The 15092-nt window shown below is 54.7% G+C and carries 14 protein-coding genes; 9 read left to right on the forward strand and 5 right to left on the reverse strand.

Features of this window, described 5'->3' with window-relative positions; translation table 11 throughout:
- Positions 1–7 precede the first annotated feature (7 nt).
- The 4 genes from J1782_RS07410 to J1782_RS07425 all read left to right on the forward strand — a co-directional run bounded on the left by J1782_RS07410 (position 8) and on the right by J1782_RS07425 (position 3981).
- Positions 8–847, forward strand: a complete 840-nt coding sequence (locus J1782_RS07410) for an ABC transporter permease (protein WP_371819750.1) — start codon at positions 8–10, stop codon at positions 845–847.
- Positions 848–933: 86 nt separating this feature from the next.
- Entirely contained in the window at positions 934–1668 is a 735-nt protein-coding gene (locus J1782_RS07415) for an SDR family NAD(P)-dependent oxidoreductase (RefSeq protein ID WP_152326703.1), read from the forward strand.
- Positions 1661–2728, forward strand: coding sequence for a phosphotransferase (locus J1782_RS07420; protein ID WP_217152788.1), 1068 nt, complete (start codon positions 1661–1663; stop codon positions 2726–2728). Before J1782_RS07415 ends, J1782_RS07420 begins: the two co-directional genes overlap by 8 nt.
- A complete protein-coding gene (locus tag J1782_RS07425; protein ID WP_217152789.1) occupies positions 2722–3981 on the forward strand; it encodes an aspartate aminotransferase family protein in 1260 nt (419 codons plus the stop codon). Before J1782_RS07420 ends, J1782_RS07425 begins: the two co-directional genes overlap by 7 nt.
- 2 nt (positions 3982–3983) lie before the next feature.
- Here J1782_RS07425 and J1782_RS07430 read toward each other — a convergent pair whose 3' ends face one another.
- Entirely contained in the window at positions 3984–4655 is a 672-nt protein-coding gene (locus J1782_RS07430) for a GntR family transcriptional regulator (protein WP_101078088.1), read from the reverse strand.
- A gap of 292 nt (positions 4656–4947) precedes the next feature.
- Here J1782_RS07430 and J1782_RS07435 point away from each other — a divergent pair, with 292 nt between their 5' ends.
- From J1782_RS07435 to J1782_RS07450, 4 genes are read left to right on the forward strand one after another with little or no spacing between them, the layout of a single operon-like run.
- Positions 4948–7329 carry a DMSO/selenate family reductase complex A subunit gene (locus tag J1782_RS07435; protein ID WP_217152790.1) on the forward strand — a complete coding sequence of 794 codons (2382 nt, stop codon included), beginning with the start codon at positions 4948–4950 and terminating at the stop codon, positions 7327–7329.
- On the forward strand, positions 7326–7946 hold the full coding sequence (locus tag J1782_RS07440) for a DMSO/selenate family reductase complex B subunit (RefSeq protein ID WP_152326699.1): 621 nt from the start codon (positions 7326–7328) through the stop codon (positions 7944–7946). The genes J1782_RS07435 and J1782_RS07440 overlap by 4 nt, the downstream gene beginning before the upstream one ends.
- A gap of 2 nt (positions 7947–7948) precedes the next feature.
- On the forward strand, positions 7949–8797 hold the full coding sequence (locus tag J1782_RS07445; RefSeq protein WP_217152791.1) for a DmsC/YnfH family molybdoenzyme membrane anchor subunit: 849 nt from the start codon (positions 7949–7951) through the stop codon (positions 8795–8797).
- Positions 8797–9669, forward strand: coding sequence for a 4Fe-4S binding protein (locus J1782_RS07450; protein WP_217152792.1), 873 nt, complete (start codon positions 8797–8799; stop codon positions 9667–9669). Before J1782_RS07445 ends, J1782_RS07450 begins: the two co-directional genes overlap by 1 nt.
- Positions 9670–9702: 33 nt before the next feature.
- Here J1782_RS07450 and J1782_RS07455 read toward each other — a convergent pair whose 3' ends face one another.
- Positions 9703–11175 carry a sugar porter family MFS transporter gene (locus J1782_RS07455; protein ID WP_152326815.1) on the reverse strand — a complete coding sequence of 491 codons (1473 nt, stop codon included), beginning with the start codon at positions 11173–11175 and terminating at the stop codon, positions 9703–9705.
- Between the two features lie 345 nt (positions 11176–11520).
- On the opposite strand from J1782_RS07455, the gene fabV reads away from it, so the two are divergent.
- On the forward strand, positions 11521–12717 hold the full coding sequence (gene fabV / locus J1782_RS07460) for an enoyl-ACP reductase FabV (RefSeq protein WP_217152793.1): 1197 nt from the start codon (positions 11521–11523) through the stop codon (positions 12715–12717).
- 361 nt (positions 12718–13078) lie between these two features.
- Here fabV and J1782_RS07465 read toward each other — a convergent pair whose 3' ends face one another.
- From J1782_RS07465 to J1782_RS07475, 3 genes are all read right to left on the reverse strand, one after another.
- Positions 13079–13381, reverse strand: coding sequence for a TM2 domain-containing protein (locus tag J1782_RS07465; protein WP_152326695.1), 303 nt, complete (start codon positions 13379–13381; stop codon positions 13079–13081).
- Between the two features lie 197 nt (positions 13382–13578).
- Complete coding sequence (locus J1782_RS07470; RefSeq protein ID WP_165059914.1) at positions 13579–13884, reverse strand: DUF1471 domain-containing protein; 306 nt, start codon at positions 13882–13884, stop codon at positions 13579–13581.
- Positions 13885–14182: 298 nt separating this feature from the next.
- The gene (locus tag J1782_RS07475; protein WP_152326694.1) at positions 14183–14443 is read right to left on the reverse strand and encodes a helix-turn-helix transcriptional regulator; all 261 of its coding nucleotides are present in this window, start codon (positions 14441–14443) and stop codon (positions 14183–14185) included.
- Positions 14444–15092: the final 649 nt, after the last annotated feature.

The following is a 15092-nucleotide window of genomic DNA, read 5'->3' on the forward strand; positions in this document are numbered from 1 at the left end:
CCTGACCATGAAACACAGTATGAAACAAAAAGGGGCGCTGATTTTGCGGTTGTGGCGCTGGTGTTTCAACTTCTACAGCGCGGCAATCTTGCTGTTTCTGATTGTGCCGGTGCTGATCATTGTGCCGCTGTCGTTTAATTCCGGCTCGTTTCTGAGTTATCCGCTGACCGGTTTTTCGCTGCGCTGGTATCACACGTTCTTCCACTCGGATGAATGGCTGAGTTCGCTGGGAAACAGCCTGCTGATTGCGCCGCTGGCGACGATCCTGGCCACCGTATTGGGTGTTCTGGCCTCTGTCGGATTAGTGCGCGGGGAGTTTCGCGGCAAATCTCTGGTGATGGCAATTCTGATTTCGCCAATGATTGCGCCGGTGGTGATCATCGCCGTCGGGATGTTCTTCTTCTTTGCCCGCGTTTCCCTGCTCAACAGTTATCTGGGGCTGGTGCTGGCGCACGCGCTGCTCGGCGTGCCTTTTGTGGTGATTACGGTTACCGCAATCCTCAAGAACTACGACCGTAATTTATCGCGCGCCGCCGCCAGTTTGGGCGCTTCGCCGTGGCGTGTATTTCGCAAAGTGACGCTGCCGCTGATTGCACCCGGCGTATTTTCCGGTGCGCTGTTTGCGTTTGCGGCCTCGTTTGACGAAGTGGTAGTGACATTATTCCTCGCCAGCCCGCGTCAGCGCACATTGCCGATCCAGATGTTCGCCGGTATCCGCGAAAACCTTGACCCGACGATTGCCGCTGCGGCGTCGCTGATGGTCGGCGCATCGCTGATTTTACTGCTGGTGATGGAACTGCTGCGCCGCCGGGGCGAACGCCTGCGCCATTCTTTCGCCGCACATTAAACATAAATGACTCAGAGGACTTTACAGGTCCTCTTTTTTTGATTATTCCTGATGCATCAAATATCAAAACGACAAGGACCTTCATCATGACAGAGAAAAAAACGTTACTGCTGACCGGAGCAAGCCGCGGTATCGGTCACGCAACGGTGAAACATTTTTATGCTGCAGGATGGCGGATTTTCACCGCGTCGCGTCAGAACTGGGTGGATGAATGTCCGTGGGCAGAAGGTTTTCTTAACCATATTCATCTGGACCTGGAAGACATCGACAGCGTGCAAAAAGCGTTGCCGATGATTAAAGAGCGCCTCGGCGGACGGCTCGATGCGCTGGTAGATAACGCCGGGATTTCGCCAAAAACGCCGGCGGGCGGGCGCATGGGCGTGCTCGGCAGCGATTACGCCACCTGGTTGCAGGTGTTCAACGTAAACCTGTTCTCGACGGCGATTCTGGCGACCGGATTATTTGATGAACTTAAGGCCGCGCAGGGCAGCATCATCAACGTTACGTCGATTGCGGGCAGCAAAGTACATCCGTTTGCGGGCGTGGCGTATGCCTGTTCCAAAGCCGCACTTTCCACCCTGACCCGTGAAATGGCGCATGAGTTTGGCCCGCACGGCGTGCGCGTTAATGCGATTGCGCCGGGGGAAATCGATACCGCCATTCTGTCGCCGGGCACGCAGGAAATCGTCGAGCGCAGCGTGCCGTTACAGCGTCTGGGCAAAGCCGAAGAAGTGGCGTCGCTGATTTATTTCCTCTGCACGTCGGGCGCGTCTTATGTGAACGGCGCGGAGATCCACGTAAACGGCGGTCAGCATGTCTGAAACACCGTCACTGCTGACTACCGAAGTGCCGCGCGTCAGCCCGTTGCAGGCCGAAAACATCGCCGCGCAAATCTACGGGCTGGAAGGTTCCGCGCAGGTTTTGGGCGGAGAGCGCGACAGCAATTTTTGCCTGACCACGCTTTCAGGCCGCGCTTACATGCTGCGGTTTGTGAATCCGGCGGAAGTGCCGGAAGAAGTCGATTTTCAGACCGCTATTCTCAGTCATCTTGCCCGGCGCGACAGCCAGCTGCCGGTTCCGCGTTTGCAGGAAAGCCGCAGCGGCGAACTGACGCCTCAGGTCAGCGTCGCCGGGCAGAACCTGACTTTACGCGCCGTCAGTTATCTTCCGGGCACTGCGCAATTTCAGGTTCCGCGATCTCAGACACTGATGCGCGAACTTGGCGATACGCTGGCGCGTCTCGACATTGCGCTCAGCGATTTTGAACATCCCGGCGCAAAACGGGATTTATTGTGGGACATCAGCGATATGTCACGCCTCGAAGGCTGGATCCCGCATCTGACTGACCCGGAGCAGCGCCACACCATCAGCCGCGTGCTGGATATCCATCAGCAAAAAGTGGTGCCTGCCAGCCGCTTTTTGCGCAAGCAGGTGATCCACAACGATTTGAACGCGCACAACGTGCTGGTAAAAAGCGCAGACCCGCAGCGTCTGGCGGGGATTATCGATTTTGGTGATGCGCTGCGTGCGCCGCTCATCAACGAACTGGCAACGGCGCTGGCGTATCAGCTCGACAGCCAGGGCGAAAATCTCTTCCAGTATTGTCGCCCGATGATTGCGGCGTACACCGCCCGTCAGCCGTTGAGCGAGGCAGAACAACACGTTTTGCCTGAACTGGTGGCCTCGCGTCTTGCGCTGAGTCTGCTGATCGCCCAGCACCGCGCCGTGTTATACCCGCAAAATCGTGACTATATTTTGCGTAATCAGGCGCACGCGTGGGGCAGCTTATCGCGTCTGATGGCGCTGTCGTTTTCGCAGACTGGCGAGATTTTCAGTCAGTCTTGTACCTCTGATTGGCCGTATAGGGAGCAAAAATGCTGACTCAGCAACAGGTTCTGGAAGGCCGCCAGCAGTGGCTGGGCGGCGGTTATCGTCTGTTTTATCAGGAACCGCTGCACGTCGTGCGTGGCGAAGGCGTCTGGTTGTACGACAGCGAAGGGCGTCGCTATCTGGATGCTTACAACAACGTGGCGTCCGTGGGGCATTGCCACCCGGCCGTTGTCGAAGCGATTGCCACGCAGGCGGCGCAGCTCAACACGCACACGCGGTATCTTAATGACGCCATCGTAGAGTTTGCTGAAGATTTTCTGACGGAATTTCCGCCGGAACTGCGCAATCTCACCATGACCTGCACCGGCAGCGAAGCCAACGATCTGGCGCTGCGCGTGGCGCGGCAAATCACCGGCGGGCAGGGCGTTCTGGTCACGCGCTGGGCGTATCATGGCGTCACCAGCGCACTGGCCGGACTTTCGCCTTCACTCGGTGACGGTTTTGAGCAGGGCAAAAATGTCTGGCTGATTGATGCGCCGGATACTTTCCGCCGCAAGGGCGCTTTCGCCGATGGCGTGGAACGGGCGCTGGAAGAAATGAAACAGGCTGGCGTAAAACCGGCTGCGCTGCTGCTGGACACTATTTTCTCCAGCGACGGCGTTTTCAGCCCTGAACCAGCCGAAATGCAGCGCGCGGTGGCGCGGGTGCGTGCGGCGGGTGGATTATTTATCGCCGACGAAGTGCAGCCCGGTTTTGGCCGTACCGGCAGCCAGCGCTGGGGCTTTGCCCGTTACGGCGTGATGCCGGATCTGGTGAGTCTGGGTAAACCGATGGGCAACGGCCATCCGGTCGCCGGGCTGGTTGGCAGGCCGGAACTGTTCGCGGAATTTGGCCGTCGTCAGCGTTATTTCAACACCTTCGGCGGCAATCCGGTTTCGTGCCGTGCGGCGCATGCGGTTTTGCAGGTTTTACGACGTGAAGAGCTGCAACAAAACGCGCAACGGACGGGGGAAATTCTGCGGGAAGGGCTGCTGAAACTGGCGGCGCGTTATCCGGTGATCGGCGATGTGCGCGGTGACGGTTTGTTTATCGGCGTGGAACTGGTGAGCGATCAGCACAACACGCCCGCGCCTGAGCTGGCAGCATTTGTCGTTAACCAGATGCGGCACAAGCAGATCCTGATCAGCGCTACCGGCCCGGCGGCGAACGTCCTGAAAATTCGCCCGCCGTTGGTCTTTCAGCCCGAACACGCCACGCTGTTGCTGGAAACGCTGGCGGGCGTACTCGCAGATATCCCGCTCTAAAATCACCTTTCCCGGCTGGCGGCCAGGAATTCGACCATCTTCTGGCTGCCGTCGAGAATGTCTTCCTGAATGGCTTTTCTTGCCGTTGCGCTGTCGCCTTTGCGCAGTGCGCGCAAAATTTCTTCGTGATGTTCGATCGCCATCCGCTCGGAAAAATGTGCGTACGCCTGGGCAATCAGCGGGCCAGTGCGCATCCATAAACTGTCGATGAAATTACTCAGCAGCGGCATGCGCGCGCTTTCGGCCAGCATCAGATGAAATTCACTGTTGAGGCGCAGCGCCTCCGGCAAATCTTCACTGCTGATGGCTTTGCGGTTGTTTTCAATGTTCTGTGCGATGCGCTGTAACTCATATTCGGTGACTGTCTGCGCCGCTTTTTCCGCCCCGAGACCTTCGAGATCTAAACGCAACGTGCGGATTTCCTGATACTGCTGTTCATCCAGCTGCGGAACACGAATATCTTTCGGTGTGCGCATTTCCAGCGCCTGCTCTTTTGCCAGCTGCAAAATCGCATCACGCACCGGCGTCACGCTGGTGCCGACCTGTTCCGCAAGTTCGCGGATCCGCAGGCGGTCATTGGGTTTCAGGCGGCCGGTAATCAGGGCTTCGCGCAAGGTGGCGTAGACGCTGCTGCCCAGATAGGCGTGGTTAATTGAGCTGATGGGATAATTCAAAGTTCACCGTAGCAATAGAGTGCGCGCACCCGGATTAAGGAAGAATTCGTGGAAGCCGATTATACAACATGATGCATCAAATGTGACGGGCAGAAATACTCCGAAGTTTGATACCTATTCCGGGTGATGAGTAATGTGCGATACATCACGGTAATTAATACATAACCTTATGAAATTAAAAAATAATGGGCGTATACCCCGAAAGGAGAGGCCACCTGCGTGCGCGTTGATATCACACAAGGAAAAATTTGACTTAAGCATGAGATGATTTTTTCTTTTGCGAGCTAATGTTATGAAAAATAATGAAGATTGTAAGGATCCCTCAGGCGTTAACCGCCGGGATTTTGTCAAACTCAGCGGCATGGTGGCTGCACTTCCTCTGATCGGCTTTAAATTTGCACATGCAGGCGGGAAAATCTCCGTCGCCTCTCAGGAATTCCCCTCCTCACCGGAAAACATCGTTCCCACCTGTAGTTCATTCGACTGTGGTGGCAAATGTGATATCCGCGCCCATGTTCAGGAAGGTGTCGTTACCCGCATTTCCACCCGTCCGGATGCCGATCTTGACCCGGAAATGCCCATCATGCGCGCCTGCGTGCGCGGGCGCAGTTACCGGAAGTTTGTCTATCACCCTGACCGGCTGAAATACCCGATGAAGCGCGTCGGCAAGCGCGGCGAAGGCAAATTCGAGCGGATCAGCTGGGACGAAGCCACGACGCTGATTGCGGATAATCTCAAACGCATCACGGAAAAATATGGCCCGGAATCGCGCTATGTTCACGTCGGCACGGCGGTCAGCGGCAGCCCGTTCTCCGGCGATACCATGGTGCGCCGGTTGCTGAACCAGACCGGCGGCTATCTCAATACTTATCACTCGGTGAGTATGGGCAATACGGCGGCGGCGACGCCTTACACCTATGGCGCGGCAGCCAGCGGCAATACGCTGGATACGCTGGCGGACACGCCGCTGGTGATTTTGTGGGGACATAACCCGAACGAGACCATATTCGGGCATACCAACCACTATTTTCAGAAAATGAAACAGAACGGCACACGGTTTATCGTGGTGGATCCGCGCTATTCGGATACGGCGGCTTCTCTGGCGGATCAGTGGATCCCGCTGCTCCCCTCCACTGACAATGCGCTGATGGACGCGATGATGTACGTCATCATCACGGAGAACCTGCATGATAAAGCGTTTGTTGAGCGTTACACCCTGGGTTTTGACGAACGTTCGATGCCAGAAGGCGTTCCGGCCAATGAGTCGCTGGTGGCGTACCTGACCGGCGCGAAAGACGGCGTGAAAAAGACGCCGGAATGGGCGGAAAAAATCACGCATGTGCCTGCGCAAACCATCCGCCAGCTGGCGCGTGATTACGCCACCACCAAACCGGCGGCGCTGATCCAGGGCTGGGGCCCGCAGCGTCACAACTGCGGCGAACGCACTGCGCGAGGTTCGACATTACTGGCGACGATCACCGGAAATGTCGGCGTGAAGGGCGGCTGGGCAGGCGGTTATGGCGGTGACAGCAGCCGTAAATTCACCGCCGGCGTGGAAATGCCGGACAATCCAGTAACGAAGAAAATCTCGGTGATGAACTGGGTGCAGGCGGCGGATGACGCCAGTAAAATCACGCCAGCGGACGGGCTGACCGGAGGCGACAAACTGGACAGCAATATCCGCATCCTGTTTTCGCTGGCGGGGAATTATCTGGCAAACCAGAACCCGGATATCCATCAGGCCGTCAAGGTTCTCGAAGATGATTCCAAAATTGAATTTATTGTGGCCAGCGACCTGTTCCTCACGCCCAGCGCGAAGTATGCCGATCTGCTACTGCCGGAAACCAGTTTTATGGAACGCTGGAATATCGGCGAGTCGTGGGGAACCGGCAACTACCTGATCCTTTCTGAAAAGCTGATAGAGCCGCAGTTTGAAAGCCGTACCGACTACGACTGGTTACGGGAAGTCGCGGGCAAACTAGGCGTTGAAAAAGAGTTCAGTCTCGGACGTACGGAAAAAGACTGGATCGTCAGCATCTGGGAGAAAACCCGTGAATCGATGCCGGATGAAAAACTGCCGAACTTTGACGAGTTGCTGATCACCCGCCGTTATCTTTTTAAAGACAAACCGCATATCGCATTCGAAGCGAATATCCGCGATCCGCAAAACAATCCGTTCCCGACGCCTTCGGGCAAAATCGAGATTTTCTCAAAGCGCCTGTATGACATGCAGCACCCAGAAATCCCGGCGTTGTCGCATTACGTTCCGGCGCACGAAGGCCCGGAAGATGAACTTTCTGCCCGCTTCCCGTTGCAGCTGATCACCTGGAAAGGTAAAAACCGCGCGAACTCGACGCAGTACGCCAACCCGTGGCTGAAAGAAGTCCAGGAGCAAAAACTGTGGATCAACCCGGCTGATGCCATGCAGCGCGGCATTGTGCAGGGTGACAGCGTGCGCATTCACAACGATCGCGGCGTGACGCTGATCCCGGCGGAAGTGACGCAGCGCATCATGCCCGGCGTGGTGGCTTTACAGGCGGGCGCGTGGTGGCAGCCGGACGAAAACGGCGTTGACCGTGGCGGTTGCGCCAACGTGCTCAGTTCGGCGCGCATTACCGCGCTCGCAAAAGGGAATTCTCATCAAACCATGCTGGTGGAGGTTGTTAAAGCATGAGCCAATTTATAGATTACGCGCCGGTCAGTGACCGCCAGCTGGGTTTCTTTATCGACTCTTCCCGTTGTTCTGGCTGCAAGGCCTGTCAGGTTGCCTGCAAGGATAAAAACAATCTGGAAGTGGGCCGCCGTTTCCGCCGTATTTACGAAGTGAAAGGCGGCGGATTCGTACCCACCGGGCAGGGTGGCGTTTACAACAACGTCTACGCCTACACGCTGTCGATTTCCTGCAACCACTGCAAAGACCCGATCTGCACCAAAAACTGCCCGACTACCGCCATGCACAAACGTCCTGGCGACGGCATTGTGCGCGTCAATACCGACAAATGTGTCGGCTGCGGCTACTGCGCGTGGTCGTGTCCGTACGGCGCGCCGCAGTTAAATCAGGAAACCGGCCAGATGTCGAAATGCGATTTTTGCGTCGATCTGCAAGCCGCCGGAGAACAACCGGTTTGCGTCGCGACCTGTCCGCTGGGCGCGATCAAATTCGGGCCAATTGACGAGTTACGCGCGCAATACGGCGACCTGTGCGACGTTCAGGGATTGCCGGAGTCCACGCTGACGCAGCCCAGTCTGGTCATCAAACCGCATCAGGGCGCTGAAAAGGGAGGTAAATAATCATGCACGAATGGCCACTTATTATTTTCACTCTGCTGATCCAGAGTTCCGTCGGCATCACGCTGTTCACCACGCTGATCCTGATTTCCGGCGCGGACAAACTGAGCGCCAGAGAAAAGCATCGTCTTGCGCAACCCGCCATGCTGACGGCGTTTATTGCCGGTGCGCTCGGGCTTATCGCGTCCACCGCGCATCTCGGGTATCCGCTCAACGCGTTGCATGCACTGAGCCATTTCAGCAGTTCGTGGCTGAGCCGTGAAATCGTGTTTGCCAGTGCGTATCTGGCGGCGCTGGGATTGGCGACGCTGATTGCGCTTCTGACCAAACGGGTGATCGCGCTGTTAATGGTGATTGCCGTTGCGATGGGCGCGGTGGATATCTTCTGCATGAGCGCGATTTACGTTAACGCTTCCGTTGTCACGTGGATGCACTTCAACACCTACGTGATGTTTGGCGGCACCGCGCTGACCCTCGGCGCGGTCAGCGGAATGTGGACACTGGCGGCGCGTCCGATGCTGGCGTGGGGAACGGTGCGCAGGCTGGCGGTGATGTCGATTGGCGTGCTGATCGCGATCACCGTTTTGCGCCTGCTGGTTCAGCCGGTTTACGGCAACTATCTGGCGAGCCTGGGCGGCGCGGATCTCATCACGTTCCCGCATCAGCCCCTGGAAGCTTACGGGCAGATGGCGGTCACGCGTTTTGCGGCCTGGGCGTTACTGATTGCAGGTGCGTGCGTGACGGCATTGTCTCTGCACACGCAGCGGTTCAGCCGCCTGCGGTTGCTGGCGGGCGCGGTGCTAATCCTTATAGCCGAAGTGATGTTGCGCTTTAACTTTTTTAGCATTCATTAATGAAACTGTTTTCGCTCAATGCCCGTCCGCCCGAAGCCGGTGCCGGACGGGCCTGCGTTCGTAACCAGCTTCCCCTCAACCCTTGCCAGGCCTGCGTGGATGTCTGCGGCGCGGGCGTCATAAAGGTAAACAACGTAAAGATTGAAATAGAAACCGCAGGCTGTACGGCCTGCGGGGCCTGTCTTTTTGCCTGTCCGGCCGGTGCGATTGAAGGCATTACGCCGCCGGAACGTGCTTACCGCGACGGCTGTCTGACGATGCCGCTGAGCCTGAGCGCGCCGTCAGTTAACGAACTGCTGATGTGGCACGTGCAACACCAGATACGCGGCGTCGAGATGGAGGCCGGTGCGCATTCCGGCTGGCTGATGGCGGTTGCCGCGCTGAATATCTGGCTGAAAAAAACCGGTGAACCGCTGTGGAATCTACAGCCGCCTTCTGAAGAGACTCAGCAGGGATCGCGCCGTCACTGGCTGCGGATTAAAGATGATTCCCGCCAGACCGGCTACGTTACACCGGGCGGCAGGGCAAGACGCGCCAGCTTCCCGCAGGTCACTGAATATCGCATCGTGCTGGATCGCGAAAAGTGCTCGTTGTGCGGCGCTTGTGCGCGGGTTTGTCCCGAATCAGCGATGCATATCAGCAACACGTCTTTTACGCTGAACGCGGAGAAATGCACGGGTTGCGGCAACTGCGAAACCCTGTGCTTCGAAAAAGCGATCGGCGCGGAGAAAGATATCGCGGCGGGTTTAGAAATTTTGGAAACAACGGGCGCGGTGTGTACGACATGCCGCCGCCCGTTTACGGCATGGTCAGCAGATGAAAAACGGTGCCCGGTATGCCGGAAGCACCTATTTTCTATGCGCGAGGCGTGAGTGAAAGGCGCATCCCTGCGCCGGTGAAAAGGTTTAAACGCCTGCCTGCTCTGGCGCAGGGTCATCCTGTAAATGCTTTTTGAAGTGTTTCTCGATCTGTTCCAGCGTTTTACCCTGGGTTTCCGGGGCGAAAATCACCGCGAATATCCCGCCCGCCACGCCGATGGCGGCGAACGTGAAGAAGGACCAGGTCAGCCCGATGCTTTCGAGCATGATCGGAAACATAAACGCGATGGAGAAGTTCGTCATCTGCATGGCAAATACCGAGACGCCGTTCGCCATACCGCGGATGCGCATCGGGAACATTTCCGACAGCAACAACCAGGTGACCGGCGACAGCGCGCCCTGCTGGAAGCACAGGAAAATCAGCATCCCGCCGAGCACCAGATAACTTCGCACCGCATCAGGATGGCCGTTGACCGTTTCCGGCATCAGCCAGGTCACCAGCCCGATGGCAAGCAGCGTACAGGTGCAACCAATTTGCCCGGTGAGCAAGAGCGGACGCCGTCCGAAACGGCTCAGCAGCATGATCCCCACGAACGTCATGATCACCGAAATTACGCCGTTCGCGATGGTCGCCATGAGCGACGCATTGGTGCTCAGCCCGGTGGCCTGCAACATCGTCGGCGCGTAGAACATAATCGTGTTCACGCCCGACAGTTGCTGAAGCATCGCGACCCCGATCCCCAGCGCGACCAGCCGCTTCATCCATACGGAAATGGTCTTCTGGCGGCGTGAGTGTTTCTCACTTTTAGAACTCATGGAACTGCGGATTTCGCTCAGTTCTTTCTCGACTTTGCCCGCTTTACGGGTGCGTTCCAGCACGTCGCGCGCCTCGCGGTAGCGGCCATGCATGGCGTACCAGCGCGGTGTGTCTGGCAGGAATAACATGCCCACCCACAAAATCACCGCCGGAACGCATGCCACGCCGAGCATCCAGCGCCACGTCGTTTCGCCGCCCCAGACTTCGTTAATCGCCGCATTACTGGTGTATGCAATCAGCTGGCCGGAAACAATCATCAGTTCCTGCAAGGTTACAAACTGCCAGCGACGGTTAGACGGCACAATTTCGGCGATATAAATCGGCACAATCGCCGCTGCGCCGCCGACGGCCAGCCCGAGAATGAAGCGGAAGATAATCATCAGCACGACGTTCGGTGCCAGCGCACAACCCAGCGAACCGAGCATGAAAATCAGCGCCATTACGAGGATGATTTTCTTGCGGCCAAACCGGTCAGCGACACGTCCGGCGCAGATGGCTCCGATGGCGGAACCCAGTATCAGAAAACTGGTGACCATCCCGGTGGTCACCGAGGTCAGGTGAAGGTCGTGCTTCATAAACAGCAGCGCGCCCGCGATCACCCCTGTGTCGTAGCCAAAAAGCAAACCACCGAGGGTGGCGATGAACGCTATTACTTTTACAAGCGGTTCGGTCGGCTGCGGCGTTTTCTTCGCCTCGCTTTCCTGTCCGTCTTTGAGTTTGTCAGTCACAAGTGCTCCCTGTATTTCATTATTGTCGTTATGGAGTGTGATGCAGATCACACAACTATTAAACGTAACGCATGTTGAGGATTTTGGTAGGAAAAAGGGAAAATGAGGGGTTTGTGGCACGCCGGATGCTGAAATTTCGGAAAATACTGAACAGCGCGCAGGAGCGGGACGTGAACTGGATTACACTTGCTCACAGAGGATAGTCCGGTGGTTTTTTTAACCATTCGGGTAAAATTGAATCAGTTTTCACTTAAGAGAAGTCTGTTTACGATGGGATAAAGCAGCAGGTTTTGCCTGAAACGGCGCAAACCTATATTCTATCGGCCAATTTACTGAGACAGTTGCAACAATGAGGTCTATATGATTATCAAACCACGCATCCGTGGCTTTATCTGTGTTACTGCCCATCCGGAAGGTTGCAAGGCGAACGTTAAAGAACAAATCGATTACGTGACCGCACAGGGTAAAATCGACGGCGGCCCGAAAAAAGTCCTGGTGATCGGTGCCTCCACCGGTTACGGCCTCGCTGCCCGCATCTCCGCTGCTTTCGGTTCTGACGCTGCCACGCTGGGCATCTTCTTCGAACGTCCGGGCGATGAATCTAAAACCGCCACTGCGGGCTGGTACAACTCTGCCGCATTCGAAGAATTCGCTGAAGCAAAAGGCCTGTATGCTAAAAGCATCAACGGCGATGCGTTCTCTGATGAAGTAAAACAGAAAACCATCGAACTGATTAAACAGGATCTCGGTCAGGTTGATCTGGTGGTTTACAGCCTGGCAGCGCCACGCCGTACCCATCCGAAAACCGGTGAAGTGTTCAACTCCACCCTGAAGCCAATCGGTAAGCAAGTGACTATCCGTGGCATCAACACCGATAAAGAAACCATTAACGAAACCACGCTCGAACCTGCAACGCCGGAAGAAATCGCCGGGACTGTTGCGGTGATGGGTGGCGAAGACTGGCAGATGTGGATTGAAGACCTGAAAGCAGCCGGTGTGCTGGCGGATGGCGCGAAAACCACGGCCTTCACCTACCTGGGTGAAGAAGTGACGCAGGACATCTACTGGAACGGTTCTATCGGCGAAGCGAAAAAGGATCTGGACAAACGTGTTCTGGATATCCGCAGCTCACTGTCAGAACAGCACGGCGACGCACGCGTTTCCGTTCTGAAAGCCGTTGTCACTCAGGCGAGTTCTGCCATTCCTGTGATGCCGCTGTACCTATCCTTGCTGTTCAAAGTGATGAAAGAGAAGGGCACCCACGAAGGGTGTATCGAGCAGGTTTACGGCTTGTACAAACAGAGCCTGTACGGCGCTTCTCCGCTGCTGGACAACGAAGGCCGTCTGCGCGCTGACCTGAAAGAGATCGCGCCAGAAGTGCAGGAAGAAGTCGGTAAACTGTGGGACGAAGTCACCAACGATAACATCGCTGAACTGACGGATTTCGCAGGTTACAAAAGCGAATTCATGCGCCTGTTCGGCTTCGGCCTGAACGGCGTTGATTACGCCGCCGACACCAATCCGGACGTGAAAATCAAACATCTGATCCAGATGTAATCTGATTTAACGCGCAACGATTGCTGAAAACCCGGTTCTGCCGAATGGCGGAGCTGGGTTTTTTTATAGCGAATAACTCAGTGCTTTATGGCTTATTTATTTCAGTGCGGTATTACCCGTCTGGAAATCAATTTGTTGTCCCGCCGCAAAAGCACTTCTGATTTCAGCGGCACCTGCTTGCCCATTGTATTTAAATTTTAATTTTCCGGTTCACACGTCTACCGAATGAAAGCTGAGCATAATCCGGGGGGTTTGTGTTAGACACAAAACTACGTCTCACGATGAATTTCATAAGCTGACTGGCGTAGAACATAAAAAAAGCCACTTAATCAGTGGCTTTTGTCGCGACGGATGAGACAGTTCAGCCGTATTTCTTGGCAAAATTCTCATCTGAATCGCATAAGTAAATAATGAACTCAATGAATGCGATTATTGACGGAATAAACGTCCAGCAGAAAATGAGGTATAAGAAACCTTGCCCGATCTTGCCTAAGTAAAACTTGTGGACGCCGAAACCCCCTAAAAAGAATGCTAATAAAGCTGCCGCAATTCTGCTTTTAGTCCCCTGCGTATTAATGCCTTGAGTGGCTCCGCAGTGAGGGCATGCTTTGGCAGATTCGTGGATCTCCTTTCCGCATCCTCTACAAAAAACCATCGATCCCATTTCCTATCCCTTTCCTTATTTGTTGTTATTCGGGCTAATCTTACCCGTTCTTTACATTAAGAAAAAGAGAATGATGGGCGTTGATGGCGCAGAGTGTTCCCTTCAGTTGATGGCAAATAGCCATTCTGAGAATTAAAAAATGCCGCAAACCTTCCCGGTGTGCGGCATTTTCATTTCAACACTGCTGTTGTAATCCATTAGCCATAAGCCACTTTGTGGTTGATATGGTAGAAGGTCGCCGTTGCGGTCATAACGTGCTGATCTTCCTTGCCCGGTTTGTGCGATTCCACATTGGTGATGTGGTAGCCGACGGCACCGGCGTCTAACGCTTTTTTAACAAACGCGCTGTTGAGTTCTTCCATGGACGTAGCCCAGGAAACCGTGGTCACGCCGACGGCTTGCAGGGAGGCTATTTCACGATGCGATAATCCGGCGCGCACCAAAACAGGCTTAACAGCTTTTGGATAGAATATGGATAAAACATCATTTACTAAGCCTTTCATGGATTTACTCCTCACTAATACAGTCTCTATACCCGGATGATTCGGGTATTCAGAATGTGCCGTAATAATCAGAGGCGATTGCGCACTTGAGATATTTATCCGGCACAATGCCAATAAACACCTTTTCATGTTGCGACCTTTAGCTTTAATTGCTAATTCATTGTTAAGCAAACTTCCGCCACAATTAACGCAGTATTTAAAGAGGATATTTACAGTGGGTTACAGGTTCAGTGTTTTTGACATGAACAAATAAAAGGGCGCATTTAGCACCCTTAATCTTATTTCCTCAAACCTGTTTTTAAATCCGGTTCGCCGCGCGCGGTGGTCGCTGCATCAGCTCATGGGTGACAGGATGGTAATAGCGACCCGGCCAGATGACGGAAGGGGGAATACCCAGCGCCTGACCAATCAGCATTTCACCTTTGGGCCACGGTCTGGAAAGCGCATTTGAAAGCGTCGAGGAACTCAGACCGGCAGCGCGGGAAACGGCGGCAAGCGTGGTGCCTTTCTTGCGTAACGCGGCAATGATATCGGCCTGATGCCAGTCCTGATTAGTCATAACGGTTTGCTCCTGTGTTGGCTTGCGCAGGAACCGCGGTGCAGAAGGGCAGAAAAGTGGGGCTATGCGATAGTTTCATTGTCTTACTCTCTGGTTTGTTAATTTAACCACCGCTAGAGCTGCGAAACTCTTAATGGTGGTAGCTCAGACAAGGTTCGCAGTACCGGTACAAACCAGAAACCCGGCCAACCCGAGGGTTGCCCTGCCTGAGCCACCATTGAATGTGCAAACACGAAATCGGTGTTTGACAGGTACAAGGAAGCCCAACACATAATTATCACATATGTGTTACTGGTTTAGTATTCAGGCTGCGAAACCCGGCTGCGGATTTTGCCGCAGCGGGCGCACTATAGCGTAATACAAAGAAGTAAACCAACAGGCTTAATGCGAAATTGAGGTTTGCTTTCCAGAGAAATTTCAAGCGTTGCAGTGAGTTACATTCTGTACTTCCCATAGCAGAAAATGCGTTTGACGGTGAACAAACAAAACGAACGCACTTCCTGAATTCATGACGTCATAAATGGAAGTTTGCTTTTTAATATAAAAGCAATGTTATTTTTTTCTGTTGTCGGTAAATAATATTATCGTCATAGCAGGCAGGGAGTTAGCGTATTTAGGGATGAATAAAAAACGATTTTTATTTTATATT

This window comes from Rahnella sp. BCC 1045, from assembly GCF_019049615.1.
GTDB classification, from domain to species: Bacteria; Pseudomonadota; Gammaproteobacteria; order Enterobacterales; family Enterobacteriaceae; genus Rahnella; species Rahnella contaminans.

Excerpts from the sequence above, each read along its gene's own strand:
- J1782_RS07435 (WP_217152790.1), top strand. The coding sequence starts at position 4,948 with ATGAAAAATAATGAAGATTGTAAGGATCCCTCAGGCGTTAACCGCCGG.
- fabV (WP_217152793.1), top strand. The coding sequence starts at position 11,521 with ATGATTATCAAACCACGCATCCGTGGCTTTATCTGTGTTACTGCCCAT.
- J1782_RS07475 (WP_152326694.1), bottom strand. The coding sequence starts at position 14,443 with ATGACTAATCAGGACTGGCATCAGGCCGATATCATTGCCGCGTTACGC.
- J1782_RS07425 (WP_217152789.1), top strand. The coding sequence starts at position 2,722 with ATGCTGACTCAGCAACAGGTTCTGGAAGGCCGCCAGCAGTGGCTGGGC.
- J1782_RS07470 (WP_165059914.1), bottom strand. The coding sequence starts at position 13,884 with ATGAAAGGCTTAGTAAATGATGTTTTATCCATATTCTATCCAAAAGCT.
- J1782_RS07445 (WP_217152791.1), top strand. The coding sequence starts at position 7,949 with ATGCACGAATGGCCACTTATTATTTTCACTCTGCTGATCCAGAGTTCC.
- J1782_RS07410 (WP_371819750.1), top strand. The coding sequence starts at position 8 with ATGAAACACAGTATGAAACAAAAAGGGGCGCTGATTTTGCGGTTGTGG.
- J1782_RS07450 (WP_217152792.1), top strand. The coding sequence starts at position 8,797 with ATGAAACTGTTTTCGCTCAATGCCCGTCCGCCCGAAGCCGGTGCCGGA.
- J1782_RS07415 (WP_152326703.1), top strand. The coding sequence starts at position 934 with ATGACAGAGAAAAAAACGTTACTGCTGACCGGAGCAAGCCGCGGTATC.
- J1782_RS07420 (WP_217152788.1), top strand. The coding sequence starts at position 1,661 with ATGTCTGAAACACCGTCACTGCTGACTACCGAAGTGCCGCGCGTCAGC.
- J1782_RS07440 (WP_152326699.1), top strand. The coding sequence starts at position 7,326 with ATGAGCCAATTTATAGATTACGCGCCGGTCAGTGACCGCCAGCTGGGT.
- J1782_RS07465 (WP_152326695.1), bottom strand. The coding sequence starts at position 13,381 with ATGGGATCGATGGTTTTTTGTAGAGGATGCGGAAAGGAGATCCACGAA.